Source organism: Streptomyces mobaraensis NBRC 13819 = DSM 40847 (assembly GCF_017916255.1).
Lineage (GTDB): Bacteria > Actinomycetota > Actinomycetes > Streptomycetales > Streptomycetaceae > Streptomyces > Streptomyces mobaraensis.
Window position 1 is genome coordinate 1,921,546 of the sequence record NZ_CP072827.1, and the last position, 22,286, is coordinate 1,943,831.

20 protein-coding genes and 1 CRISPR repeat array are annotated in these 22,286 nt (G+C 72.4%); of the genes, 10 read left to right on the forward strand and 10 right to left on the reverse strand.

What is annotated here, in order from left to right; genetic code table 11:
* The first annotated feature begins 332 nt into the window (after nucleotides 1-332).
* Entirely contained in the window at nucleotides 333-707 is a 375-nt protein-coding gene (locus J7W19_RS07780; RefSeq protein WP_004952925.1) for a VOC family protein, read from the forward strand.
* A 7-nt stretch (nucleotides 708-714) separates the two neighbouring features.
* On the opposite strand, the gene J7W19_RS07785 is transcribed toward J7W19_RS07780, so the two are convergent.
* Nucleotides 715-1,788, reverse strand: coding sequence for a LysR family transcriptional regulator (locus J7W19_RS07785; protein WP_004952928.1), 1,074 nt, complete (start codon nucleotides 1,786-1,788; stop codon nucleotides 715-717).
* 89 nt (nucleotides 1,789-1,877) lie between these two features.
* On the opposite strand from J7W19_RS07785, the gene J7W19_RS07790 reads away from it, so the two are divergent.
* The gene (locus J7W19_RS07790) at nucleotides 1,878-2,624 is read left to right on the forward strand and encodes a ClpP family protease (protein WP_004952930.1); all 747 of its coding nucleotides are present in this window, start codon (nucleotides 1,878-1,880) and stop codon (nucleotides 2,622-2,624) included.
* Nucleotides 2,625-2,836: 212 nt separating this feature from the next.
* Here the strand turns inward: J7W19_RS07790 and J7W19_RS07795 are convergent, their stop codons facing one another.
* The 4 genes from J7W19_RS07795 to J7W19_RS07810 all read right to left on the reverse strand — a co-directional run bounded on the left by J7W19_RS07795 (nucleotide 2,837) and on the right by J7W19_RS07810 (nucleotide 6,571).
* A complete protein-coding gene (locus J7W19_RS07795; RefSeq protein ID WP_004956050.1) occupies nucleotides 2,837-3,991 on the reverse strand; it encodes a sensor histidine kinase in 1,155 nt (384 codons plus the stop codon).
* The gene (locus tag J7W19_RS07800) at nucleotides 3,988-4,674 is read right to left on the reverse strand and encodes a response regulator (protein ID WP_004956047.1); all 687 of its coding nucleotides are present in this window, start codon (nucleotides 4,672-4,674) and stop codon (nucleotides 3,988-3,990) included. The genes J7W19_RS07795 and J7W19_RS07800 overlap by 4 nt, the downstream gene beginning before the upstream one ends.
* Nucleotides 4,675-4,872: 198 nt before the next feature.
* Nucleotides 4,873-5,508: a hypothetical protein gene (locus J7W19_RS07805; protein ID WP_004956045.1), complete on the reverse strand. Its 636-nt coding sequence runs from the start codon at nucleotides 5,506-5,508 to the stop codon at nucleotides 4,873-4,875.
* Between the two features lie 286 nt (nucleotides 5,509-5,794).
* Nucleotides 5,795-6,571, reverse strand: coding sequence for a serine protease (locus J7W19_RS07810; RefSeq protein WP_004956043.1), 777 nt, complete (start codon nucleotides 6,569-6,571; stop codon nucleotides 5,795-5,797).
* Between the two features lie 247 nt (nucleotides 6,572-6,818).
* On the opposite strand from J7W19_RS07810, the gene J7W19_RS07815 reads away from it, so the two are divergent.
* Entirely contained in the window at nucleotides 6,819-7,706 is an 888-nt protein-coding gene (locus J7W19_RS07815; protein WP_152264299.1) for a hypothetical protein, read from the forward strand.
* A 40-nt stretch (nucleotides 7,707-7,746) separates the two neighbouring features.
* Here J7W19_RS07815 and J7W19_RS07820 read toward each other — a convergent pair whose 3' ends face one another.
* Together J7W19_RS07820 and J7W19_RS33425 are read right to left on the reverse strand one after the other, a co-directional pair.
* Nucleotides 7,747-8,829 carry a glycoside hydrolase family 113 gene (locus J7W19_RS07820; protein WP_004949750.1) on the reverse strand — a complete coding sequence of 361 codons (1,083 nt, stop codon included), beginning with the start codon at nucleotides 8,827-8,829 and terminating at the stop codon, nucleotides 7,747-7,749.
* Nucleotides 8,826-10,745: a DUF2334 domain-containing protein gene (locus J7W19_RS33425; RefSeq protein ID WP_004949749.1), complete on the reverse strand. Its 1,920-nt coding sequence runs from the start codon at nucleotides 10,743-10,745 to the stop codon at nucleotides 8,826-8,828. Before J7W19_RS33425 ends, J7W19_RS07820 begins: the two co-directional genes overlap by 4 nt.
* Before the next feature lie 479 nt (nucleotides 10,746-11,224).
* Between J7W19_RS33425 and J7W19_RS07830 the strand changes: the two genes are divergently transcribed.
* From J7W19_RS07830 to J7W19_RS07845, 4 genes are all read left to right on the forward strand, one after another.
* Nucleotides 11,225-11,425 carry a hypothetical protein gene (locus J7W19_RS07830; protein WP_158688807.1) on the forward strand — a complete coding sequence of 67 codons (201 nt, stop codon included), beginning with the start codon at nucleotides 11,225-11,227 and terminating at the stop codon, nucleotides 11,423-11,425.
* Entirely contained in the window at nucleotides 11,422-12,759 is a 1,338-nt protein-coding gene (locus J7W19_RS07835; protein ID WP_004949746.1) for a glycosyltransferase, read from the forward strand. The genes J7W19_RS07830 and J7W19_RS07835 overlap by 4 nt, the downstream gene beginning before the upstream one ends.
* Nucleotides 12,760-13,131: 372 nt before the next feature.
* A complete protein-coding gene (wecB, locus tag J7W19_RS07840; RefSeq protein WP_004949744.1) occupies nucleotides 13,132-14,358 on the forward strand; it encodes a non-hydrolyzing UDP-N-acetylglucosamine 2-epimerase in 1,227 nt (408 codons plus the stop codon).
* Nucleotides 14,355-15,023 (forward strand): hypothetical protein, encoded by a 669-nt coding sequence (locus J7W19_RS07845; protein ID WP_004949742.1) that lies wholly within the window; start codon nucleotides 14,355-14,357, stop codon nucleotides 15,021-15,023. The genes wecB and J7W19_RS07845 overlap by 4 nt, the downstream gene beginning before the upstream one ends.
* A 21-nt stretch (nucleotides 15,024-15,044) precedes the next feature.
* On the opposite strand, the gene J7W19_RS07850 is transcribed toward J7W19_RS07845, so the two are convergent.
* Complete coding sequence (locus J7W19_RS07850) at nucleotides 15,045-15,566, reverse strand: hypothetical protein (protein ID WP_004949740.1); 522 nt, start codon at nucleotides 15,564-15,566, stop codon at nucleotides 15,045-15,047.
* A 149-nt stretch (nucleotides 15,567-15,715) separates the two neighbouring features.
* Here J7W19_RS07850 and J7W19_RS07855 point away from each other — a divergent pair, with 149 nt between their 5' ends.
* Entirely contained in the window at nucleotides 15,716-16,372 is a 657-nt protein-coding gene (locus tag J7W19_RS07855) for a DUF7691 family protein (RefSeq protein ID WP_004949738.1), read from the forward strand.
* Nucleotides 16,373-16,666: 294 nt separating this feature from the next.
* Here J7W19_RS07855 and J7W19_RS07860 read toward each other — a convergent pair whose 3' ends face one another.
* A complete protein-coding gene (locus J7W19_RS07860; protein ID WP_004949736.1) occupies nucleotides 16,667-18,667 on the reverse strand; it encodes a flavin monoamine oxidase family protein in 2,001 nt (666 codons plus the stop codon).
* Nucleotides 18,668-18,873: 206 nt separating this feature from the next.
* Here J7W19_RS07860 and J7W19_RS07865 point away from each other — a divergent pair, with 206 nt between their 5' ends.
* Nucleotides 18,874-20,115, forward strand: coding sequence for a helix-turn-helix transcriptional regulator (locus J7W19_RS07865; protein ID WP_004949734.1), 1,242 nt, complete (start codon nucleotides 18,874-18,876; stop codon nucleotides 20,113-20,115).
* A 125-nt stretch (nucleotides 20,116-20,240) separates the two neighbouring features.
* Nucleotides 20,241-20,642, forward strand: coding sequence for a hypothetical protein (locus J7W19_RS07870; protein WP_004949732.1), 402 nt, complete (start codon nucleotides 20,241-20,243; stop codon nucleotides 20,640-20,642).
* Nucleotides 20,643-20,952: 310 nt separating this feature from the next.
* Nucleotides 20,953-21,469: direct repeats of the CRISPR family, unit length 28 nt; unit sequence GGGCCACCCCCGCGTGCGCGGGGAGCAC.
* Nucleotides 21,470-21,578: 109 nt separating this feature from the next.
* Here J7W19_RS07870 and J7W19_RS07875 read toward each other — a convergent pair.
* Nucleotides 21,579-22,148: an AMIN-like domain-containing (lipo)protein gene (locus J7W19_RS07875; protein ID WP_004949731.1), complete on the reverse strand. Its 570-nt coding sequence runs from the start codon at nucleotides 22,146-22,148 to the stop codon at nucleotides 21,579-21,581.
* Between the last annotated feature and the right edge of the window lie 138 nt (nucleotides 22,149-22,286).

Sequence of the window (22,286 nt, forward strand, 5' to 3'; positions counted from 1 at the left end):
GGGCCGACCGCCGCGTCGGCCGGCCGGGCGGGCGGGCGGGCGGGCGACCAAGTGGGCGGCCGGCCGTGCGGGCTTGCGGCCGCGCGCCCGGTGGGTCGGATCCGTACATACCTCCGTCCCGCTGATCACCGGCCGATGACGGTGACCAGCGGGACGGGCCCTGTGGAGGTGTTGTTCCCAGATGGTGCGGCGTGAAGCCGTCCGGACCGAACCAACTGGTCGGATGTTCGCCTCAACATTTCCCTCACGCCACAGGAGTAACCCCCACCCCACAGCACACGGTCTGTTCTTGCCCGGTGGACAACCCACTGGAGGTGAAGGAGCATCGCAACATGATCGCGAAACTGGACTGCACCGTCATCGACTGTCCGGACCCCGCGGCACTCGCGGCCTTCTACGGGGCGATCCTGGGCTGGAAGGTCGACGCGAGCGACCCGTCCTGGGTGTGGCTGAACGACCCCGAGAGCAGCACCCGGATCGCCTTCCAGAAGGCGGAGGACCACCGTCCGCCGCGCTGGCCGGATCCGCGGCACCCGCAGCAGTTCCACCTGGACTTCTCCGTCGGCACCCGGGACGACCTGGAGCGCGCCCAGCGGGAGGTGACCGGCCTCGGCGCCCGGTTCCTGCACGACAGCGGCGGGACGACGTCGGGGTTCCGGGTCTTCGCGGACCCGGCGGGGCACCCGTTCTGCCTCTGCTACGGATAACCCGCCGTCACGGCCGACCGCCCCCGGGGACCGCCTCCCCGGAGGCCGCGCTCCCGGGCACCGCGCCCTCAGCGGCCGTACCCCCGTACGCCGCCAACCCGGCCCGGTCCGGTTCCGGCAACCAGACCGTGTCCGAACGGACCTCGCCGCCGGCCGCCGCCGTCGAACCGGACCACCCCCCGCCGGGCCCCTCCGGGTGCGGCAGAGCGCGCAGCAAGGCGGCCAGCTGGGCGTCGTGGTTGGAGCGGTGCCAGGTGACGGACCACAGGTGCAGGGGCACCGGGTCCACGATCGGGACGCGGCGCAGACGCCCGTCGTACGGCAGGTCCATCCCCGCCTCCCCCACCGTCACCGCACGCCCCTCGCGCAGCATGTGCTCGCTGTAGTCGCGGGCGCCCACCGCCGGGGCGGTGAAGCGCAGCGGAATGCCGAACTCCGTGCAGAACCGCGTCAGATAGCCGCGCCACTCCTCCGCCCCGCCGGGGTCGGGCATGGCGATCCCGGCCTCCCGCAGGTCGGCCGGGCGGAGGACCGTCCGGTCGGCGAGGGGGTGCCCGGCGAACACGTAGGCGTGCAGCGGTTCGAGGTGGACGGGCCGGTGGCGGAGGTCGGCGGGCCAGGGCCGGCCGAGGTCGTGGACGCGGCCGAACGCGGCGTCCAGCTCCCGGCCCAGCACGGCCGGCAGGGCGAGCGCCAACCCCTGCCGCATGCTGGGATCGACCCGGACCCCGGGCGTCCGGGCGACCGTCTCGCGCAGCACCCGCACCGGCGTGAACCGCTCGGCGAACACCTCGACGCGCAGCGCCCGCACCGTGCCGCGGGCGGCGTGGACGGCCTGGACCGCCGTGTCGAAGGCGGCGATGGCGTCCACGGCGAGCGGCAGCAACCGCCGTCCGGCGGCGGTGAGTTCCACGCTGCGGGTGGTGCGTTCGAGGAGCGGCGCGCCGAGGGCGTCCTCCAGGCGGCGTACGCGCTTGGACAGCGCCTGCTGGGTGAGGAAGAGGCGGGCGGCGGCCCGGCCGAAGTGCAGTTCCTCGGCGACGGCGACGAAGGCGCGCATGCCCGGGAGATCGGGTTCCATGGCGTCAGCCTCAACTGACAACCCGAGGTTGTCAAAGCGCCCGCAGAAGTTGTTGGACACCATCCCTGAGCTGCGGTTTTCCTGACATCATGAGCGCATATCCGCCGTCAGCCGGCCTCTCCCCCGTCACGTCCCTCACCTCCCTCACCTCCCCCGGCTCCGCCGCCTCCCTCGGGTCCGTCACCTCCCTCGCCTCCCCCGTCTCCGCCACCTCCCTCGGGTCCATCACCTCCCTCACCTCGCCTTCCCCCACCCCGGCCACCACCCCCGCCGCGGAGCCCGTCTTCCAGCGGCTGCTCCGGAACCGGATCATCGTCCTCGGGCAGCAGGTCGACGACGAGATCGCCAACCGGATCTGCGCCGAGATGCTGCTCCTCTCCGCCGAGGACCGGCACCGCGACATCCACCTCTACATCAACTCCCCCGGCGGCTCGATCACGGCCGGACTCGCCATCTACGACATCATGCAGTTCATCCCGAACGACGTCGCCACCCTCTCCCTGGGCTTCACGGCGTCCATGGGGCAGTTCCTCCTCTGCGCGGGGGCGCCCGGGAAGCGGTACGCGCTGCCGCACGCGAGCATCCTCATGCACCAGCCGTCGGCGGGACTCGCGGGTTCCGCGTCCGACATAAAGATCCAGATCGACCAGATGCGGGCGGTCAAGCGGCTGGTGCAGGAACGGATCGCCCACCACACGGGCCGGCCGGTGGAGCGGATCGAGCGGGACTCCGACCGGGACCACTACTTCACGGCCCAGGAGGCGCTGGAGTACGGCTTCGTCGACCGCGTGATCGCTTCGGCGGACGAACTCACCGGTTTCCGAGCCGCCGCCTGACCGGCCGCCCGACCAGCCGCCACCGGACCAGCCACCGCCCGACCAGCCGCCACCGGACCAGCCACCGCCCGACCAGCCGCCACCGGACCAGCCACCGCCGGACCGGCCACCCACCCAACCGCCCAGCCGCCGACCGTCCAGCCACCCAACCGTCCAACCGTCCAACCGTCCACCCATCCGCCCAACCACCCCCACACACACAAGCCAGCCCCTCACCTCCGCCGCTCCACCGGGAACACCGCCGTGATCAGCCACCCGCCCTCCGGCGCCGGCCCCGCGGTGAGCCGCCCGCCCATCGCCTTGGCGCGTTCCGCCAGCCCGACGAGACCGAAGCCGCCCCCGCGCGCCGCGTCGGTGAGCTGGGCGGGGCGGCGGCCGTCGTCGGCGATGCGGAGTTCGACGCCCTCGGGCACGCCTCGGACGCCGATGCGGACGGCGGTGGCGTCGGCGGCGTGCTTGCGGACGTTGGTCAGGGCCTCGCGGACGACGCGGTGGACGGCGGCGGCGACGTCGCCCGGGAGCCAGTCCTCCATGCCCTGTTCGATGTAGAGGGCGACGGGCGGGCCGGTGCGGGTGAACCGCTCCGTGAGCGTCCGCACCTCGGGGAGGCCCGCGACGGGCTCGGTCTCGGGCTCGGCGCCCTCGCGCAGGATGCCCACGAGGCGGCGCATGGCGCCGAGCGCCTCCCCGGCCGAGCCCTCGATGCGCTCGAACGCGCGGGCCGCGGCCTCCCCCTCGACGGAGGTGAAGCGGGCCGCCTGGGCCTGGACGGCGATGCCGGTGACGTGGTGGGCGACGAGGTCGTGGAGTTCGCGGGCGAGTTCCAGGCGTTCGGCGGTGCGGACCGCCGCCATGTCGCGGACACGCTGGGCCGACTGGGCGCGCAGCAGCAGCGAGTACGCGCCGACGACCATCGTCAGGAGGGTGAACACGGCCGTGAACCGGCCCGGGTCGAGGTCGCGCACCGGCGCGGCGAGCGCGGCCAGGGCGAGCGCCGGGCCGAGAACGACCGCGCGCCGGGCCGGGGAACGCTGGACGACGTTGGTGAGCAGCACCAGCAGGGCCACGTCCTCACCCATCCCCCAGACCGCGCCGGGGTGCGGCCCGGCCATCAGCACGGCCGAGGTCGTCCACGACACGCCGACCGCGACGGCCGCGCGCAGGTCGAGGGGGATCCACGCGTACGGCACGGCGCACAGGCAGACGGCGACGCCCGACGCCAGGACCACGGCGTGCGGCGGACTGGGCTGCCGGGCGAGCACGAACCCCTCGAAGCCGACCAGGCCGAGCAGGAAGAGGGCGAGCACGGCCTTGCCGACGGTGGCCCGGTGCGGGTGCCGGGCGGCGAACCCGGCGCGCCCGGTCACGTACCGCCCGTGGCCAGCCCGCTCTCCCAGGCCCAGGCGGCGATCTCGACGCGGTTCCGGGCGTCGAGCTTGAGCTGCACGTTGGCCAGGTGGGTCTTGACCGTGGACAGGGAGATGAACAGCTCGGCGGCGATCTCGGCGTTGGTGGCGCCCCGCGCGAGGCAGCGGACGACGTCCTCCTCGCGCTCGGTCAGCGGCTCGGAGGGGGTCTTCATGAGGCGTTCCGCACCACCGGTCCCGGCCGGGGCGAGGTCGCGGAGCAGCCGGACGGTGATGGCGGGCGAGATGAGGGAGTCGCCGACGGCGGCGGCGTGCACCGCCTCGACGAGCATGGCCGGGCTGGCGTCCTTCAGCAGGAATCCGGAGGCACCGTCGCGGAGCGCGGAGTGGACGTACTCGTCGAGGTCGAAGGTGGTGACGATGACGATGCGGGGCCGCCCGCCGCGCTCCGGCTCGGCGGCGGTGAGCGCGGAGAGCCGGCGGGTGACCTCCAGCCCGTCCAGCTTGGGCATGCGGATGTCGAGGAGCAGCACGTCGGGCCGGTGCTCCTCGACGGCGGCCAGCGCGGCCTCGCCGTCCACGACGTCGGCGACGACGTCGATGTCCGGCTGGCTCTCCAGGATCATCCGGAAGCCGGTGCGGACCATCTCCTGGTCGTCCGCGATGACGACGGTGATCGCCATGTCGTCCCCTAGGTGCTCGTCCCGCCCGGGCGGTCGCCGGGTCGTCCTCGGGCCGTCGTCAGGCCGTCCGTCCCCGGCCGGTCGCCCTGGCCGGTTCCGGCCGTCCGCCGCGCGTCCCTCCATGTCACCGGGGGCGGCGTGGAGCCGCAACAGCAGGCGGGCGGCGGACGAACAGGGGAAACGAGTGGAACAGGTGATCTACGCGTCGGCGCGCGCCGCGCGGCGGCGGCTCGCGAGGCGCAGCCCGTACGCGCCCCCGCCGACAGCCAGGAGGGCAGCGCCGCCCACGGCGAGCGGCTTGCCGACGTCACGCCGGCCCCCGACCGTCTGGCCGGCCTGCACCATGCGGCGGACGGGGTTGCTGGCGGCCTCGTGGCGCTTCACCGGCTTGCCGGGCTTGGCCCCCGCCGGTTTGCCCTTCGCCGCGTGCCGGACCTGCCGGTCCTGCCGGATCCGCATGGTCCGCTCGGTCTGCAGGGACGGCTGGTCCACCTGCCCAGCCTGCCGCACCCCGTGCAGCCGCCCGACCGGCCGGAGCCCCGCCGCGGGACGCGGCACGCCGGAGTGCTCCCGGTGGGTGACGCGGGGGTCGCGCTGACGGAGGTTCACCCCGTGCCCGTCGGTTCCCGCGGCCGGGTGAACGGCGGTCCCCTCCCGGGGCGCGGCGGTGGCGGCCGACGGCTCGCGGGGCCCGTCGTCGCGGACGACCGCCCGGTCCGCGCCGGTGCGGTCGCGCTGCCCGGCATCCGCAGCCCGCGCGCCGGTCACCGGCAGGAGCGCCGCGCTCGCGGCGGCGAGGAGGGCGACGGCGGCGATACGGGTCCTGGCGGGCACGGAGGTGCTCTTTCTGTCGTGGTCCTGCGGGGCGGCTCGGGCGCCGCGGATCCACGGTACGGGCCTTCTCGCCCGGTACACCTCAGCCGGCGGGCCATTCCGGGGGTGTTCCGGCTCGGCCGAAAGGATGACGGTGCGGGGCCGGGCGTCATACCGGGGTCTGGTGGCGAGGGTGCCCCGGTCCCGCCCCTTCCCGTTTCTCGCGGGGGCGAGCCCCCATGCCCCGCAGCGCCCCGTCCTCACCCGCCGGACGGGCTGGACCGGCCCGTCCGGCGTTTCCCCCCGTTCAGCCGCCCAATCCGGCCGCCCCCTCCGCGATGTCCTTCGCGAACGTGCTCACCTGCGTGTAGACGCCGGGGTACCCCGGCCGCGCGCACCCCGTCCCCCAGCTCACGATCCCCACCTGCACCCAGGCCCCCGTGTCGTCCTTGCGGAACATGGGACCGCCGGAGTCCCCCTGGCAGGTGTCCACGCCGCCCTGTTCGACATATCCGGCGCAGATCTCCTCGCCCGGTATCAGGCTGCTGCCGTACGCCTTGCCGCAGGTGGCGTCGTCGACGTACGGCACCTGCGCCTTGCGCAGCTTCGTCTGCTGACCGCCGCCCTCGCGGGTGGCGCCCCAGCCGGCGACGGTGAAGGTGCCGGAGTCGTACGCGGTGGTGTCGGCGGTCTTCAGGGTGGGGAGGTCGAGCGGGCGGGCGAGTTTGATCAGGGCCCAGTCCTTGCCGCTGCCGTTGTAGCCGGGGGCCTGGAGGACCTGGGTGGACTTGACCTTGATCGCCTGCGAGGAGTTGAGGTCGACGGCGCCCGCGGTGACGGTGATCGACGTGTCGGCGCCGCTGCCGTCGACGCAGTGCGCTGCGGTGAGGACGATCTGCCGGGTGTAGAGGGCGCCGCCGCAGCCCATGGAGAGGCGGACCATCCAGGGGAACTCGCCCTGCTGCGCGAGGACGCCGCCGACGACGGGCCGGGGCGCGGGGTCGTCGGCCTGTGCCCAGCCGGCCGGGAGGCCGAGCGCGGCGACGGCCGCCGCGCCGACGGCGAGGGTTCTCTTCAGGGCCATGAGGTGAGTGCTCAAGGGGGTTCCCTTCGTGGGGGGTTGGGGCGCCCACCGAGACCGCTCGGAGGATCATGCTCATGACAAGCTGCCGATGCTTGCGCCGAAGCGGAACCTGGTGAACGCGGTGTGCCGAGTATCGGAGCGCGCGCCAGTGGCGGCAAGGACGCTTCAGGCCAGTCGGGGCCTGCGTGCACGGGTGTGCGCGTAAAGTGGGAGGACGGGGGCCGGCGGAGCCACGGGGGTGGTGCGGGTGGGCACGGGCGTCGAGATCGTCCACGGGTTCCCGCACCTGGACACGGTGCACTCCGCGATCACCGCCCTCTACCGGCGGCTCTCCCCCGACACCCTGCGCACCTTCGCGCTCAGCGTCCCCCCGTTCGACGTCGCGTTCTCCGACGACGAGGACCCCTACCTCGGCGTCCAGCGGATCGCCGGCGTCATGGTGCGGCACCTGCGGCTCCCGGACGCCCGGATGATCGTCTCCTTCCGCGACATGCGGCACGCCGGGAACGTCGAACTCGCCGCCGGACCCGAGTACTTCATCGAGCTGAACGCCCGCTTCAAGAAGCACCGCAAGGACATCGGCGCCGCCCTCGCCCACGAGGTGACCCACGTCTACCTCCACCGGCTGGGCCTCGCCTTCCCCGGCACCCGGGACAACGAGATCCTCACCGACACCGCCGCCGCCTACCTCGGCGCCGGCTGGCTGCTGCTCGACGCGTACCGCGAGGACGCGGTCAGCACGCAGAAGCTCGGCTACCTCACCCCGGAGGAGTTCGGCTACGTCCTCGCCCAGCGCGCCGAGGTCTTCGCCGAGGACCCGCGGACGTGGTTCACCAGCCCGCGCGCCCACGACGCGTACGTCCGGGGCGCGGCGCGGGCCCGACAGGAGGCGCGGCGCCCGCCGCTGGCCGCGGCGGGCCGGCTCGGGCGGCACCGCTACGCGCGCGACCGCCGGGCGGCCGAGCGCGGCACGGGCCAGGCGCCGCCCGCCGCCGGCTACGCGTTCGAGGGCCGCGGCCCGCAGCGCGTCAGCTTCCCCTGCCCCACCTGCCACCAGCGCATCCGCGTCCCGGTCCAGGGGCGGCTACGGGCCCGGTGCGGCCTGTGCGGAAGCGTGCACGACTGCGAGACGTGAGGCGCGGCCCCGAACGGAGCGGGACCACCCGTCCCCGGGACTACCCGTTCCCCCACCACTTCCGCAGCACCTTCTCCGCCGGCTTGCCGTGCGGCGTGTACGCGAGCTTCTTCGGCGTCTCCCCCGTGTCCGGCCAGTCGTCCCACATCCACCAGCACACCCCGGCCCACCACTTCTGCCCCTCGAAGGAGGCCAGCAACGCCTCGTATCCGGCGGCCTGTTCGGCGTCGCCCGCGGACTTGCTGACGGTCCAGGAGTACGGGGCGGTGGTGCTGCCCTTCTGGCTGACGTAGCCGGCCTCGGTGAAGAGGATCTTCCGCCCCTGGGCGGCGGAGAAGGCGGCCAGTTCCTTCACCACCGGCTGCCACGCCTCGCGCAGCCGTCCCACGTCGGCGGTGGGCTTGTCGCCGAGCGGCCAGTAGGCGTCGATACCGATCAGGTCGAGGCTCTTCCAGAACGCGACGTCGCGGTACTCGTCGTAGTTGGCCGCGTAGGTGAGCGGGCCCTTGTAGTGGGCGCGGACGGCGGCGACGGTCTTCGTCCAGTGGTCGCCGTCCCGCGAGACGCCGGTGAGTTCGGTGCCGACGGAGAACTGCTCGGCGCCGGTCTCGCGGGCGAGGTCCGCGTAGTGGGTGATGAAGCGTTCGTACGCCGCGAACCAGGCGTCCGGGTCGGCGGGCCGGATGCCGGAGCGGTCCTCGCCGCCCTTCAGGTCCACATGCGGCTTGATCATGGTCTTGAGGCCGGCGTCGTGGGCGAGGCGGACGATGTGGCGCAGGCTGTCGTCGTCGGCGGTCTCGTCGGTGGGGCGCATACCGGAGTCGGTGAGCTTGTCCTGGTACCAGGTGGGAGTGAAGGTCACCCAGCGGGCGCCGGTGGCGGCGATCTGCCGCAGATACGTTTTGGCCTCGGGTTTCTCGTAGTCCTTGCGGTTCCAGGCGGGGAGCGTGATCCCTTTCAGCGGGGCCTCCTTGCGGCCGTCGGGGCGCTTGCTCGTCCCGCCGCTCGCGGTGCCGGCGGGCGGGGTCGCGGGCGCGTCCGAGGAGTCGTCGGAGGAGCAGCCCGCGAGGAAGAGGGCGGCCGCGGCCGCCAGCGCGACGACCGCCCTCTTCTTCGCGCTCACTGGTTCAGGTCCGTGGGGCCGACGAAGGTGTACCCGAGGGCGCGGATGCCGTCCACCGTCTGCTGGAGCGGCGCCGTCCCGTAGTACGGGTGGTAGAAGAAGCTGGCCACGCCGTCGCGGACGGCCAGGTTGGCCTTGGCGGAGGCGACCAGGTCGGCGGGGAGCCGGGCCGGGTGGTTGTTGTACGGCTGGGGCTCGTAGTTGCCGAGGTTCTCCGGCAGGACCGTGGTGCCGTAGACGTCCTTCACGGCGTACGGGAAGAACTGGCCGATGTACCGGCCGGCGTTCACGGTGGTGCCGGGCAGGGTTCCTGCGAAGTACAAAGTTCTCTCCAGACGCGCGGAGAAGTTCTGACCGAGGACACGGTAGTCGGTCGCGGAGGCCGCGTAGTGTGGCGTTGTCCACAGCGTCGGCTTCGGCAGCCCGGCCGCCGCGAAGCCCGCCAGAGCGGACGTAACTCGCGTTTGCGCCCAGAGGGTTGAGTCCTCGGCGGGCGGCCCGTCGTAGACCACGTTGTCGGACGCGTCGACGTGCGCGCGGAAGAACTCGAAGTCGTCGCCGGTGACTCCGCTGTACGGGTTGTTCACGTTGCTGTACTGGTGGGTGTAGCCGTGGTCCATCAGCACCGCGCCGTGCGACAGCATGTACTTGAGGGCGGAGACGACCTGGGGGCTCTGGGCGAGCGTGACGGTCTCGGCCTTCCCGCCGTTGTAGACGCCCTTGGGGTCCGTGTAGACGGGGATGACGTTGATCCCGTAGGGGATCTTCTGGCCGTAGAGGTAGTCCGCCGCCTGGCGCAGCTCGTTGGGGTCGGACTTCGGACTGATGTCCTCCAGCCGGACGAACGCCCGGTGCCGTTCGGCGGTGGCGGGGGCCAGCCCGTCGAAGAGCAGGTCCTCGAAGACGATCACCCGGTCGCTCTCGGAGACGTAGGTGAACGGGATCTCGCCGACGTAGGTGAGGTTGCCCGAACGGATCGCCCAGGGGCTGGTGTCACCGGAGTTGGTGTCGGTGGCCTGGGCCAGCTGGGTGACCTGGGGGTAGCCCGGCCCGGTCAGCAGCGCCGGGTGCAGCACTCCGCCGTCGTACCCGGCGGGGATCTTCCGGGTGAGCTGCTGGCCCTTGTAGGTGACCTGGGTGATGTTTCCGACCGTGCCGCCGCTCTCGTAGAACGAGTTGGTGGGGTCCCAGCCGTAGTGCTGCTTGAAGGCGTCGACGCCGACGGCGTTCGCCATGCCCCAGATGTTGTCCCCGACCCAGGTGACCGGGCGGGTGGTGGCCAGCGCGTCCTGGTAGAACGCGGCGGGGACGGCGTCCGGGACGGTCCCGCCGTAGTACGTCGAGCCCATGTACACCGTGGCCGTGTACTGGTTGACCATGCCCGCGGTGTACGCCGAGACGGGCTTGGCGGTGACGGTGCCGAAGTGGCCGGCGAGGTTGGCGGCGGCCATGGCGTAGAGCTCGCCCAGGTAACCGTAGGGGCCGGTGGTGTCGTAGAGGACCAGCGCCGAGGTCCCGGCCGCGGCGGCCGGCCGAACGACGGTGGGGCCCTGGACCGATGCGGTGGCCGGGGCGACGGCGGGGACGGCCGTCGTGGGCGCGGTGGCGCTTTGCGGGGCGGTGGCGGTTAGGGGCGTGGTGGGGCTTTGCTGCACTATGGCGCTTTGCGGCGTGGTGGGGACGACGGCCTGCCGGGCGCTCGCCCCGCCCGTCCCGCTCGCCCCGCCCGAACCGCCGGTACCCGTGGTGCCGCCCGCCGCCTCCGCCCGCCGTACGACGAGCTTGCCCGACCGCCGCAGCCGGTCGTTGGAAAGCCGTGCGGCCTCCCAGGGCTTGAGGTCCTTGACGCCGAGCCCCGAGAGCGCGGCCGGCCCGGTGCCCTGCAACGCGTGGGACGCCCGGGACCGACCGTCCACCGGCGCGCCGGCGGCTCCGGAGCCTTCCGATATCGCGAATCCGCCCACGAGGGCGGCGACTATCGAAAGCGTTAGCGAAATTCTGGTCTTTCCCGGGCTTCTGCGGGAAATTCTCATCCTCATTCCCCCCTGACTGCCGTGGATGGCACGGCCGGCATCACGCCGACAGTTGGCAGATTCTGGTGGGGCCCCCGATGCCTGTCAACGCGCTTCCGGATATCAGTGACGCCCTTATTACACTTCCGGAAACACGGACCCTCCCCTTCCGATCCCATCCGGCTCTTTCCCTCTCGAGTGGATGGTTCAGACCGCAGGTCACACCAGCACCACTCCCGGCGCGAGCTGCCAGAACTACCGACCGGTCACAAGAATTTACACCCTTGAATTCCACGACTTCCTTGATGTAGGACCGGTCCGACCGAAGGTCTGGTACGTTCCCAGCGCACGCCTCGCAAGGGGCGGAAAATGGGGGGGAACCCATGTACGGAAAACCTGCACTGGGCACCGTCGTGCCCTTGGCCGGTCTGACGGCGGCACCGAAAGTGATGCCGGGCCTGCCCTACGCGAAAGGGCTCCAGGAGGCGGCGGGGGCCGGCTTCCTGCTCTACTGTTCGATAGCCGCCGTCCTGCTTTCGCTGAAATTCTGGTACGCGATACGGAATTCCGGTGGCCGCTCATGACCGACGCGCCCACGACCACCGCACGCGCGGCCGACACGCTGACCACCGACGACACCCTGATCGGCGGCCTCCCGCTCGACGAGCTCCTGCTCTGGTCGAGCATCGCCATCATCGTGATGGCCGGCATCTACAACACGTCGCTGTTCCTCATCTCCCGGCGCCGCTTCCGCCGTTCGCGCGGCCCCCGGGAACAGCGCTGCTACGTCTTCCTCCTCGCCTGCCTCAACGAGGAGAAGGTGCTGGCCGAGAGCCTGGCGCGGATCACCGCGCTGCCGGCCCGCAACACCCTGGCCCTGGTCATCGACGACGCCTCCGACGACCGCACGGCCGACATCGCCCGCGCGGCCTGCGCGGCCCACCCGGGCACGGTGCACCTCCTGCGGAGACAGCTGCCGAACGCCCGCAAGGGCAAGGGCGCCGCCCTCAACGCCGGTATCGCGCACCTGCGTTCGTCCGGCCTGCTGGACGGCCGCGATCCCCGCGACGTGATCGTCTGCGTCGTGGACGCCGACGGCCGGCTCGACCCGCACGTGGTCCAGGCGGTCGACCCGTACTTCGACAACCCGCGCACCGGCGGCACCCAGATCGGTGTGCGGATGTACAACCGACACAAGGGCCTGCTCGCCCGGCTCCAGGACATGGAGTTCGTCATCTACGGCGACATCTTCCAGAGCGCCCGCCGGTACATCGGCAGCGTCGGGATGGGCGGGAACGGGCAGTTCATGCGGCTGGCCGCGCTGGACACCCTGCTGGGCCCGGACGGCTCGGGACCGTGGAGCGACTCCCTCACCGAGGATCTCGACCTCGGCGTCCGGCTGATCGCCCGCGGCTGGACCAACCAGCACTGCACCTCCGCCGCCGTCTCCCAGCAGGCCGTCCTCGACGTCCGGCGGCTGGTGCGGCAGCGGTCGCGCTGGTTCCAGGGGCACCTCCAGTCGGCCGGGCTCGTCCCGCTGATCGTCAAGGAGGTGCCCACCCGGGCCGCCGTGGACCTGCTCTACCACCTCTCCAGCCCGGTGCTGATCCTGCTGACCTCGCTGCTGCCGGTGTCCTTCCTGGTCGCCGTCGCCGGCACGGCCGTCGGATCGATCGAGGCCGGCCGGCCGCTGATCTCCCCGATGTGGGTGATCGGGCCCTACGTCCTCTCCTTCACCGCGGCCTATGTGTACGGCTGGGTCTACTCGCGGCGGGAGCAGGGCCTCGGCCTCGTCCGGGCGGTCCTGCTGTCCCACGTGTTCATCTTCTACGGCTACATCTGGTTCGCCGCCGGGTGGTGGGGCCTGTGGCGGATGATCACGGGCAAACGCACCTGGCTGAAGACGGCGCGCACGTGAGGGCGGCGCGCGCCTGAGGGCGATGTGCGCCGAGGGCGATGTGCGACTGAGGTGACGTGCGGCGAGGCCGACGCACGCCTGGAGGCGACGCCGCGGCCGACGGTGCGGGTCCGATGGCGCGGGCGTGAAGGCGCGAGCGCGGGGCGCGCACGCCTGCCACGCCCCGCGCCACCCGACCCGCCCGTCCGCCCAACGCGCCCGTCCCACAAGCCCGTTCGCAACGCACCCCCGGCGCGTACACCCACCACGCACGCCCGGCGCGCACACCCACCAAGCCCGACACCCGACGCCGTACCCGCCCCACGCAACCCGACCCGTACGGCCGGCTCGTCCACCCCACCCACCAAGCACCACCCACACCAAGGGAGACCCATGTCCCCGAACATGATCAACGCCCCGGTGCGCGCCATGCTCGTCCTCGGCACCCGCCCGGAAGCCATCAAACTCGCCCCCGTGGCCCGCGCCATGGCGGCCTCCCCGCTGTTCGAACCGCTCGTCGTGACCACCGGGCAGCACCGCGAGATGCTCCACCAGATGCTGGACCTGCTCCAGGTCCCCGGCCGCACCGAACTCGACGTCATGCGGGACCGGCAGGAGCTGTCCACCCTCACCGCCCGCCTCGTGGACGGCCTCGGCGAGGTGGTCCGCGACCTGCGGCCGGACGTCGTCCTCGTCCAGGGGGACACCACCACCGCCCTCACCGGCGCGCTCGCCGCCTTCTACGAGCACGTGCCGGTCGCCCACGTCGAGGCGGGGCTACGCACCGGCGTCCTCGACAACCCGTTCCCCGAGGAGCTGAACCGGCGGCTCATCGGCCGCGTGGCGCGCTGGCACTTCGCCCCGACGCCACGCGCCGCCGGGCACCTCAGGGCCGAGGGAGTACCCGACTCGGAGGTCTTCACCACCGGCAACACGGTCATCGACAACCTCCTCTGGGTACTCGAACGGGGCACGGGGCAGAGCCAGTTCACCGACGGAACCGCCACGGCCGGCCTCCGTCGCGTCCTCCTCACCCTCCATCGCCGGGAGAACCAGGGCGACACCATGCGCGGCATGGGCCGGGCGATACGGCGTCTCGCCGACCGCGGTGACGTCGAGATCCTGCTCCCGCTGCACAAGAGCCCGGCCGTGCGCGACGCGCTGCTGCCCGAGCTGACCGGTCACCCGCGCGTCCGCGTCGTCGAACCCCTCGGCTACCTCGACTTCTCGGCCACCCTGGCCGCCTGCGACCTCGTCCTCACCGACTCCGGCGGCATCCAGGAGGAGGCGCCCTCCCTCGGCAAGCCGGCCCTCGTCCTGCGGACCACCACCGAACGCCCGGAGGCCGTCGAGACGGGGGCGGCGCGGCTCGTCGGCACCGTGCCCGACGCGATCCTGGCGGCGACCGAACGGCTCCTGGACGACCCCGCCGAGTACGCCCGCATGGCGGAAGCCGGAAATCCGTTCGGCGACGGCCACGCGACCGAACGCATCATCGCCCAGCTCGCGGAGGACTTCGGCGCGGACGCGGACGTTCCGTCCACGGACGCGGGCGTTCTGTCCACCGATCAGGTGATCGCCCGCCTTCCCGAGGGCCCGGGGTCATACTCGACGGCATGAGCAGAGTTCACCGGCAGCTCGCCCTCGCCGCCCTCGCCGTCGCCGTGCTCGTCGGCCTCGGCTTCGCGGCGGACGCCTTGTGGGGCGGCGGGGGCACGCCGGAACGGCCGTGGGCCGAGGGCACGGTCCACGGCCCGTGGCGTGCGGTCTTCGACGGGCACGGCACCACCGTCGGCCGCCACGACGGCCTGGCCCTCTCCCCCAAGCCGGCCCGGCGCGCCGACGAGACCCACGCCGGCCTCGTCGTCTCCACGGCGACGTACGAGAACGTGGACTACGAGGCCCGCATGCGCACCGTCGCCCAACTCCGCACCCCGAAGCCGAACCCCTGGGAAGTGCCCTGGCTGGTCTGGGCCTACACCGACCCCGAGCACTTCTACTACATCACCCTCAAGCCCAACGGCTGGGAGCTCGGCAAACGCGACCCCGCCTACCCCGGCGGCCAGCGCTTCCTCGCCACCGGCGGGGAATCCTTCCCCATCGGCCGCACCTCCGACGTCCGCGTCGCCCAGCGCGGCGCCCGCATGGAGGTCAGCGTCGACGGCCGCGGCCTCGTCGCGTACGAGGACCGCGAACGCCCTTATCTGAAAGGGAGCGTGGGGGTGTACACGGAGGACGCGCGGGTGGTGTTCAGCGAGGTGGTGGCGCGGTCGGCGGGGACGTGAGGCCGTGGCCGGGGACGCGGCTCACTCCGCGGGCCCGCCGAGGTCCCGGACGACCTCCGCCACCGCCGCCCGCGCCGCGGACAGCTTGCGCACCCGCAGCGGCGCCAGCCGTCCGACCGCCTCCGCCATCCACCGGGGATCACCGAGCCGCCGGGCCGGTCCCGCCTCGAAGGCCAGCGAGACGAGGAACTGCGCGAGGACGAGTTCGCTGGTGCCGTAGCGCCGCGCGTGGTGGCCGTAGGGGGCGACCCACGGCTCGTAGGGATGCCGCAGCGTCCCGTGCAGGGAGCAGGTGCGCCGGCCCAGGTATTTCCCGCCGGACAGCACGGCCAGCGTCGTCGAGGACTCCAGCCTGGTGTACGTGGCCGCCAGGTGCAGGTCCATGAACCTGCCCCACGGGACCGGCTCGGGCCCGTCCTTCCCCGGCTCGTGCCGCAGGACCCCACCCGCCCCGAACTCCAGGTGGGGCCGCTTCTCCCACTCCGTGTCCCCGACGACCCACCGGCCGTCGACCCGCTCGATCGGCCCCAGGCGCTCGCTCACGTCTCTCCCCCGTCGTTCCAGGTCTTTCCCCGCCGGCTCTCCCCCGTCCGGATGGCGAGAACGATAACCGCGCGGTCCGTCGGCCGCTCAGCGGCCACCCGCGCCCGCCCGGTCCGGCGATGTCAGTGGCGGGTGACAGGATGACGACCATGAGCCGGATCATCTCGTACAGCACCGCGGACCAAGCCCACGTCGTGGCCTTCCTCGGCGCCGGGGACAGCCTCTCCGCCGACCAGCGCGACCACCTCGCCGCCATGCGCGAAAGCGCGCAGGCCCACCAACTCCGGCTCGAACGCCAGGACATCGACTGGGGCCTGACCGTCCCCGACGCCCTCGACCACCTCATAGCCGGCCACGCCGACTCGACGGCCGAGTACGCGGCCAACGCCTACTACACCGCGCTCCAGCACATCATCGACGCCAACGCCTCCGACCCCGCCGACCTGGGCTCGTACTCCAAGCCCTCCACCTTCTTCGGCCTGCTGGACGACGAGCTCCGCCGTCTGGGCGTGGACGCCGACCTGCTGCCCCACGGGTACCTCTTCGCCGGACCGCCCGACGGCATCCCCTTCCGCCTCCCCTACCCCATGGACGGCTCCCCGGACTTCGGCCGACTCCCGCTGGCCAAGGCCAAGCCCGCCGCCGACGCCTACCGCCGCGTCCTGGACCGGATCGACCCCGATCTCACCTATGACGTCCGGGTTCTGATCGACATGCTGGACGAAGAACACGACAACTGGATATGGGCCCGTGAGCGGCTCGACTGGTACACCCAGGACACCCTCTTCTTCTCCATCAAGGGCTGATCCAGGGTGCGTTCGACCGGGGGCGTGCCGTCGCTGCTGACGAGCAGGGCGTCGTAGGGGTACCGGCGGGGCTTGGGGTACGACGGCCCGTACGGTTTCCGTACAGTTTCCGCGTCCGGGCAGAGCAGCCACAGGGCGTTGCCCCGGGCGTCGACGGTGGTCGCCAGGACGGTCCCGGCGTCGTACGGGCCGGGCAGCGTCGCGTGCGGGCGGAGGGCGGTGTTCCGCAAGAACTCACCTCGGGGGCGGCGGGCGGCAGGGGCTGCCGTGATCCCAGCCGCCCGCGCCCCCCCTTCAGGCGAGGTGCGCCTCCAGCGCCGCCCGGACGCCGGATTCGACGGCGCCCTCGATCCAGGACGGTTTGACGGATGTGTGGTCCCCCGCGAAGTGCAGCGGGCCCTCGGGTTCCCGAATGGCGCCGAGCAGTTCCGTGTGCTGGCCGGGCAGGAGGACGGACGCCTCGCCGTACGCGTACGGGTCGCGCAGCCAGCTCTGGGTGCGGCCGGCGCCGGTGTAGAAGACCTCGACGCGCTGTCCGTAGACCTGTTGCAGCCCGCAGAGGGCGTGCGGGTAGCGGGCCTCGTCGTCGAGGGAGTCCCAGCGCGAGGCGTCGTCGGCCCAGCAGTAGACGGCGAGGACGACGCCGCCCTCGCTGCCGGGTACGGGATGGGAGGGGTTGAACATGAACCGGTTGGGGTTGTCGGAGACCGACCCGCCGCCCACGATGTGCGCCGCCTCGGGCTGGTCGCGCCCCTCCCAGTAGTTGGCGGCGTAGTGGGCGCGCTGGGCCTGGCTGATGTGGCCGTGCGGGACGGAGGGGTGGGTGCCGAGGAGACTGCCGTCGGCGGGCGCCTTGCCGTCCCGGTACGCGGCGTACAGCCCCGGCCGCACGTCCTCCAGCTCCCGCTTCCAGTCCTCCTCGGTGAACTCCCACCAGCGCCGGCTGAATTCGAGCAGCACCTTGGTGGCGCTGTCGTAGTGCAGCTCGGTGACGGCGCGCCGTTTGCCGTACGACATCAGCGGGCTGACCTGCACGTGGCGCAGCCCCGTGAACGGCACGGTGACGATCGCGAGGTCGCCGGTGAACTGCTCGCGGACGACCTTGCCGTCCCGGCCCTCCGACACGGTGTCGATCCACACGTGCGGGCCGCCCTCGCGGACGTGTGTCGCCCGGTCGGCTCCCGTCCGGTCCGGCGACCAGTACTCGATGCGCGTCGCCCGCCGGTCGAGCCGCAGCACGTCGTCGACCTTCTTCAACAGCGCGTCGGGCAGCGACGCGGTGCCGCCGACCAGCTCCCAGAACGCCGTGTCCGGGCTGATCAGCGACTGGCTGATGAAGCTGTGCACGAACGACAGCGGCAGCCGGGACGTGAGATTCTCCAGCGTCCCGACGAGATCGAGGGTGCGCTCGTCGAACCCGGCCTCCTCCGTGAGGAACCGGTACATCGACCAGTCACCGTACTTCTGGATGACCCGGGCCCACCCCTTCACCCGCTCGGGCATCGGCTTGTCGACCCGCTTACCGTCGGCCCCGGCAGTGCTGAACTCGTCGCGGACGGGGTCGAGCACGCGCCGCAGGATGACGGACGACGGCGTGTCCCACAGCTCCCGGGGAACGCCGAACGACCGGTTGACCTTCCGAGGATCCTTGACGTAGTCGGCACGCCGTACCCGCACCCCGTTGACGTGCAGCCAGGCATGATTGACGGGCTTGCCCTGCCCGTCCACGTCCACGAGGTAGAAGGGCCGGCGCTTCACCCCGAGCCCGTCGATCAGGCTCATCACGAGCGGGTGACTGCCCGGGATGCGCATGGCCCCGGCCTCGGCGTACTGCCGGGGGTCCGCGAACGGCTGCACCGCGTGCTCGTGCCCACCCTTACGGAACGTCTTGATCCGCCCGCCGACCCGGTTCCCGTTGGCCTCCAGCAGCGTCACGTGGTGCCCGGCCCGCTTCAGCAGCCAAGCCGCCACCAGCCCGGCCGGCCCGGCGCCCACGACGAGCACCTTCCGCCCCGCCTTCTTCCCGGTGCGCGGCAGCCCGTCGTCAAGGATCTTCTTGTACTCGGGGACCAGCGGCCGGTCGTGCTCGTCGACCACGAGCAGGGCTCTTGCCACTTCCAAGCACGTGTCCCAGTCGGCGGTGGACTTGGCGGGCACGGCGGCTTCCGCCGGTACGGCGGCGGGCACACCGAGCGCGGCGACGGCAGCGGTGGCCGCACCGGCGGCGACGGCGAACTGTCGTCGCGAGACGGCCGGTTGGCCGTCGGGGGCGTCAAGGGCGGGGAGTTCATCCATGCGTCCTGCATAGGGCTCGCCGCAAGGGATATGACCGTCTGATCAACACCCCTCACCTGAACGTGCGAGCGCACAGGCGCCCGCCACCCTCCCGCGCGCCCCGCGAGTGCAACTTGTCTTTGCCATAGGGGGTTTGCGGGCCTCGGCCGCGACCTTGCGCGGCACGCGGCACCCCCTACGCTGACGCTGGGAAGGATGGTGAGCCCATGTCCTCAGGTCTGGCCGACAACGTGAGGAAGTACCGGCGTGCTGCCGGTCTGAGCCAGGAGGGCTTGGCCGAGTCGGCCGACCTCTCGCTGAGCACGGTGCGCAAGGTGGAACAGGGCGGGGACGCCCGCGTCGAGACGCTGCACGCCATGGCCCGCGCGCTGGGCGTGACCACGTCCGCCCTCTTCGCGACGGAGGCGCCGAAACCCGTGCTCGGCCCGTCGGACGAGGCGAACCGGCGCTACCTGCTGGAGTTGCGCAAGGCGCTGATGCCCGCCGTCGGCCTGACGGTCCGGGCACCCGGACCGGCCGAAGCCGGCGAGCTCTCGGCACTGCGCCGAGGCGTCCAGGAAGGACACGCGCTGTACTGGGCGGACCAGTACGGAGCGGTGGCGAAGCGCCTCCCGAAGCTGCTGCGGAGCTCCGAGGCGGCGGTCGCCTGCCTGGAGGGCGAGGAGCAGCGCCAGGCCGTGGAGGTGCGGTGCCATACGCTCCTGCTCACCGGCAAGTACCTCACGCAGGTGCGGCAGTACGACATGGCCTACCACGCTCTCGTGGAAGCGATTCGCATCGCCCGCGAGGACGACAGGACGCAGCTCGCGGCGACGGGCGTCGTGGGGCTGTGCTGGCTCCTGCTGCGGCAGGACCGCTTCGACGAGTGCGAGGAGCTCGCGGCGCTCACGGCGCAGGAAATCGAGCCGCGCATGTCGGAGGCGTCTCCGGCCCGCCTCGCCGTGTGGGGCGAACTCTGGCTCCGCGTGGCATCGGCGTCCATCCGCAACAACCGGCCCGACGTGGCCCGGGAGGCCCGCCGGATGGCCGGCACGGCCTCCAGCGCGCTGGGCTCCGAGAGGATGTCGTTCCCCGATCACTGGGCCGGATTCGGTCCCGTGACCACGGAGGTGAAGGCAGTGGAGGACCTCTCCCTGATGGGTGACGCGCGCGGCGTCCTCCGCCGGACCGACGAGGGCGTCCTCAGCTCCCGGGCCGCCGCCCACCTCGGCAGGCCCGACCCCGCCAACTGGGGCCGCCACCGCCTGGACGTGGCCCGCGCCCACGTCCTGCTCAAGTCCCACCAGGACGCGATGAACGAGTTGACGCAGCTCCGCCGCGCGTCGGGCGCCTGGCTGACCCACCAGCCCATGGCCCGCTACATCATGAGCGACATCCTCAAGACCCGTAAGCGCACGCTCACCCAGGACATGCGCGACATGGCCGCCCACCTGGGGGTCGCCGGGTAACCACCACGGAACGGAGTACATCCCGCGGCTCCTTCCGCGAAGTGCCCCGCCAGACCCATGGTGCCGGGGACGAGCCGCCCATACGGTCCCCTCGTCGATCCGGACGCGACGAGAAAGGACCGCAGGTGACACACAGGACCGACGAGGAACGGCAACGACGCCATGCCCTCGCCGACGCCGCATACGGGCACACGACCGCCCGGGTCCTGCCCTGGACGACGGAGGACGCGAAACCGTGCCTCCTGCTCACGGACACCCGGTCGGGGCACGTGTCCCGACTGGCCGACGGCGTGGAGTCGCTCCGCCTCGCCGCAGCCGCGGACCTTCTGGCACACGCCCAGGAGATCCTGGACGACCCGTCGGCCCCGGAGGCCGAACTCCGCTGCGCAGCAGCCCTCTTGTGTGAATGTCTGCGCGACGCCCTGGAGGTAGCGGAAAGCCGCGGCTCCCGCTTGCGGCCCCCGCCCACCACATCGACCCCCGAGCCCGCACGAGAGCACACCGACTCGGGGAGCCCCGCATGCTGATGCCCCGCCCCCACGTCCCCCTCCGCCCCTTGATCCCCCTCCCCCACTCCTCCGGCCCACGAGCGATGCCCGCCCCGGTCCCGGGCTGCCAGGTCTGCGCCCACCTGGACACCAAACGCCGCCCGGAAGCGAACCCGGATGACCCGGGCCGGGCCGTACGCCTGTCGGGGGCGTATTTGGCCCACCACCAGCTGCGGCACCCGTGAAAGTTCACCATCGGGCCACCTCGCGTGCGCGGAATCGTGACGGTATCCCGCCCCCGCTTGCGCGGTAGCACCGCACCTCAACCGGCACCACCGGGTCCGCCCACGGGCCACCCCCGCGTGCGCGGGGAACACGTCGCCGCGGACGTCCTGATGCTGAGGCTCATCGGGCCACCCCCGCGTGCGCGGGGAGCACACGGACACCGACGCGGATTTCGTCCGGGAGTCCGGGCCATCCCCCGCGTGCGCGGGGAGCACCACGTTGTCCTCCACGAACATGGTCGTGGTCTCGGGCCACCCCCGCGTGCGCGGGGAGCACCGACGCTATCAGCGGGCCGACCACCACCGGCGGGGGCCACCCCCGCGTGCGCGGGGAGCACACCGAATCGTCCGAGGTCGACGGCTCGGCGTGGGGGCCACCCCCGCGTGCGCGGGGAGCACGAGGCCCGCTCGCCGATCCACTCCAGGTGACCGGGGCCACCCCCGCGTGCGCGGGGAGCACGGCCGCTCACCGCTGAAAACAATGTCGCTGACCGGGCCACCCCCGCGTGCGCGGGGAGCACACCGACATCGCGGTCGTCGGCATGGCGGGGCGCGGGCCACCCCCGCGTGCGCGGGGAGCACACTTCGCCACCTGCGGTTTTACCCGGGCTGACCCGGATTTTCATTCACTTCCCGAGAGTCCGGCGAAGCCGCCACAGCACCCACCCCGTCGCGCCCACCACACCCCACCTCACCAGCTATGCGCCACATCCACCACCAACTTGTCCCCCACCTGCTCCACCTTGAACGGCAGCCGGGCCCGTACCCCCACAGCCACCTGAGTCTGCCCCTCAAAACTCGCGCCGAACTTCGTGTCCTGGAAGGTGCGGTAGCCGGTGAGGTCGACGCCCGGCAGCGGCTGGCGGCCGCGGCCAGGGTAAGTGCGCTGCCCCGTGCTCGCGTCGTAGCTCGGGGCGTTGACGTACACCTGAAGGATCGCGCCGCCCTTGACCGGTATCAGGTCGCCCGAGCCGTCCTGGCGGAACTCGTTCACGTACCCGACCCGGTACCCCAGCCCGGACGCCGCGCTTCCCAGGTCGAAGACGATGCGGTCGTAACACTCGTGGCTGCCGGTGCGGATGTTCTTCAGCGCACGGTACTCGTGCCCCTCCGACGACTTGTCCGCGCTGCCCCAGCCCGTCGGGCACGCAGGCCCGGCGGTGGTCCCGGCAGGCGCCGCGTTCGCCATTCCCGCCGTGCCGGTCAGGCCGATGCCCGCCGCCAGCACCAGGACCGTGGCCGCTGTCGTCAGCCGTCGCATGTCGTGCCTCCCATGAGAGCCGTTGTCGATCAGACACATGCGATACGACCACCGCACAACGCACCGACGCCAGCACCGGCACCCCTTTCGGCCACGGCCCACCGCCAACTCGGCGTAAACGCGACGTCCGTGCCCCCG

Bases quoted from the DNA above. Each gene is read 5' to 3' on its own strand.
- J7W19_RS07780 (WP_004952925.1), top strand. From the start codon at position 333: ATGATCGCGAAACTGGACTGCACCGTCATCGACTGTCCGGACCCCGCG.
- J7W19_RS07790 (WP_004952930.1), top strand. From the start codon at position 1,878: ATGAGCGCATATCCGCCGTCAGCCGGCCTCTCCCCCGTCACGTCCCTC.
- J7W19_RS07875 (WP_004949731.1), bottom strand. From the start codon at position 22,148: ATGCGACGGCTGACGACAGCGGCCACGGTCCTGGTGCTGGCGGCGGGC.
- J7W19_RS07830 (WP_158688807.1), top strand. From the start codon at position 11,225: ATGTACGGAAAACCTGCACTGGGCACCGTCGTGCCCTTGGCCGGTCTG.
- J7W19_RS07860 (WP_004949736.1), bottom strand. From the start codon at position 18,667: ATGGATGAACTCCCCGCCCTTGACGCCCCCGACGGCCAACCGGCCGTC.
- J7W19_RS07835 (WP_004949746.1), top strand. From the start codon at position 11,422: ATGACCGACGCGCCCACGACCACCGCACGCGCGGCCGACACGCTGACC.
- J7W19_RS07845 (WP_004949742.1), top strand. From the start codon at position 14,355: ATGAGCAGAGTTCACCGGCAGCTCGCCCTCGCCGCCCTCGCCGTCGCC.
- J7W19_RS07855 (WP_004949738.1), top strand. From the start codon at position 15,716: ATGAGCCGGATCATCTCGTACAGCACCGCGGACCAAGCCCACGTCGTG.
- J7W19_RS07785 (WP_004952928.1), bottom strand. From the start codon at position 1,788: ATGGAACCCGATCTCCCGGGCATGCGCGCCTTCGTCGCCGTCGCCGAG.
- J7W19_RS07810 (WP_004956043.1), bottom strand. From the start codon at position 6,571: ATGGCCCTGAAGAGAACCCTCGCCGTCGGCGCGGCGGCCGTCGCCGCG.
- wecB (WP_004949744.1), top strand. From the start codon at position 13,132: ATGTCCCCGAACATGATCAACGCCCCGGTGCGCGCCATGCTCGTCCTC.
- J7W19_RS07800 (WP_004956047.1), bottom strand. From the start codon at position 4,674: ATGGCGATCACCGTCGTCATCGCGGACGACCAGGAGATGGTCCGCACC.
- J7W19_RS07865 (WP_004949734.1), top strand. From the start codon at position 18,874: ATGTCCTCAGGTCTGGCCGACAACGTGAGGAAGTACCGGCGTGCTGCC.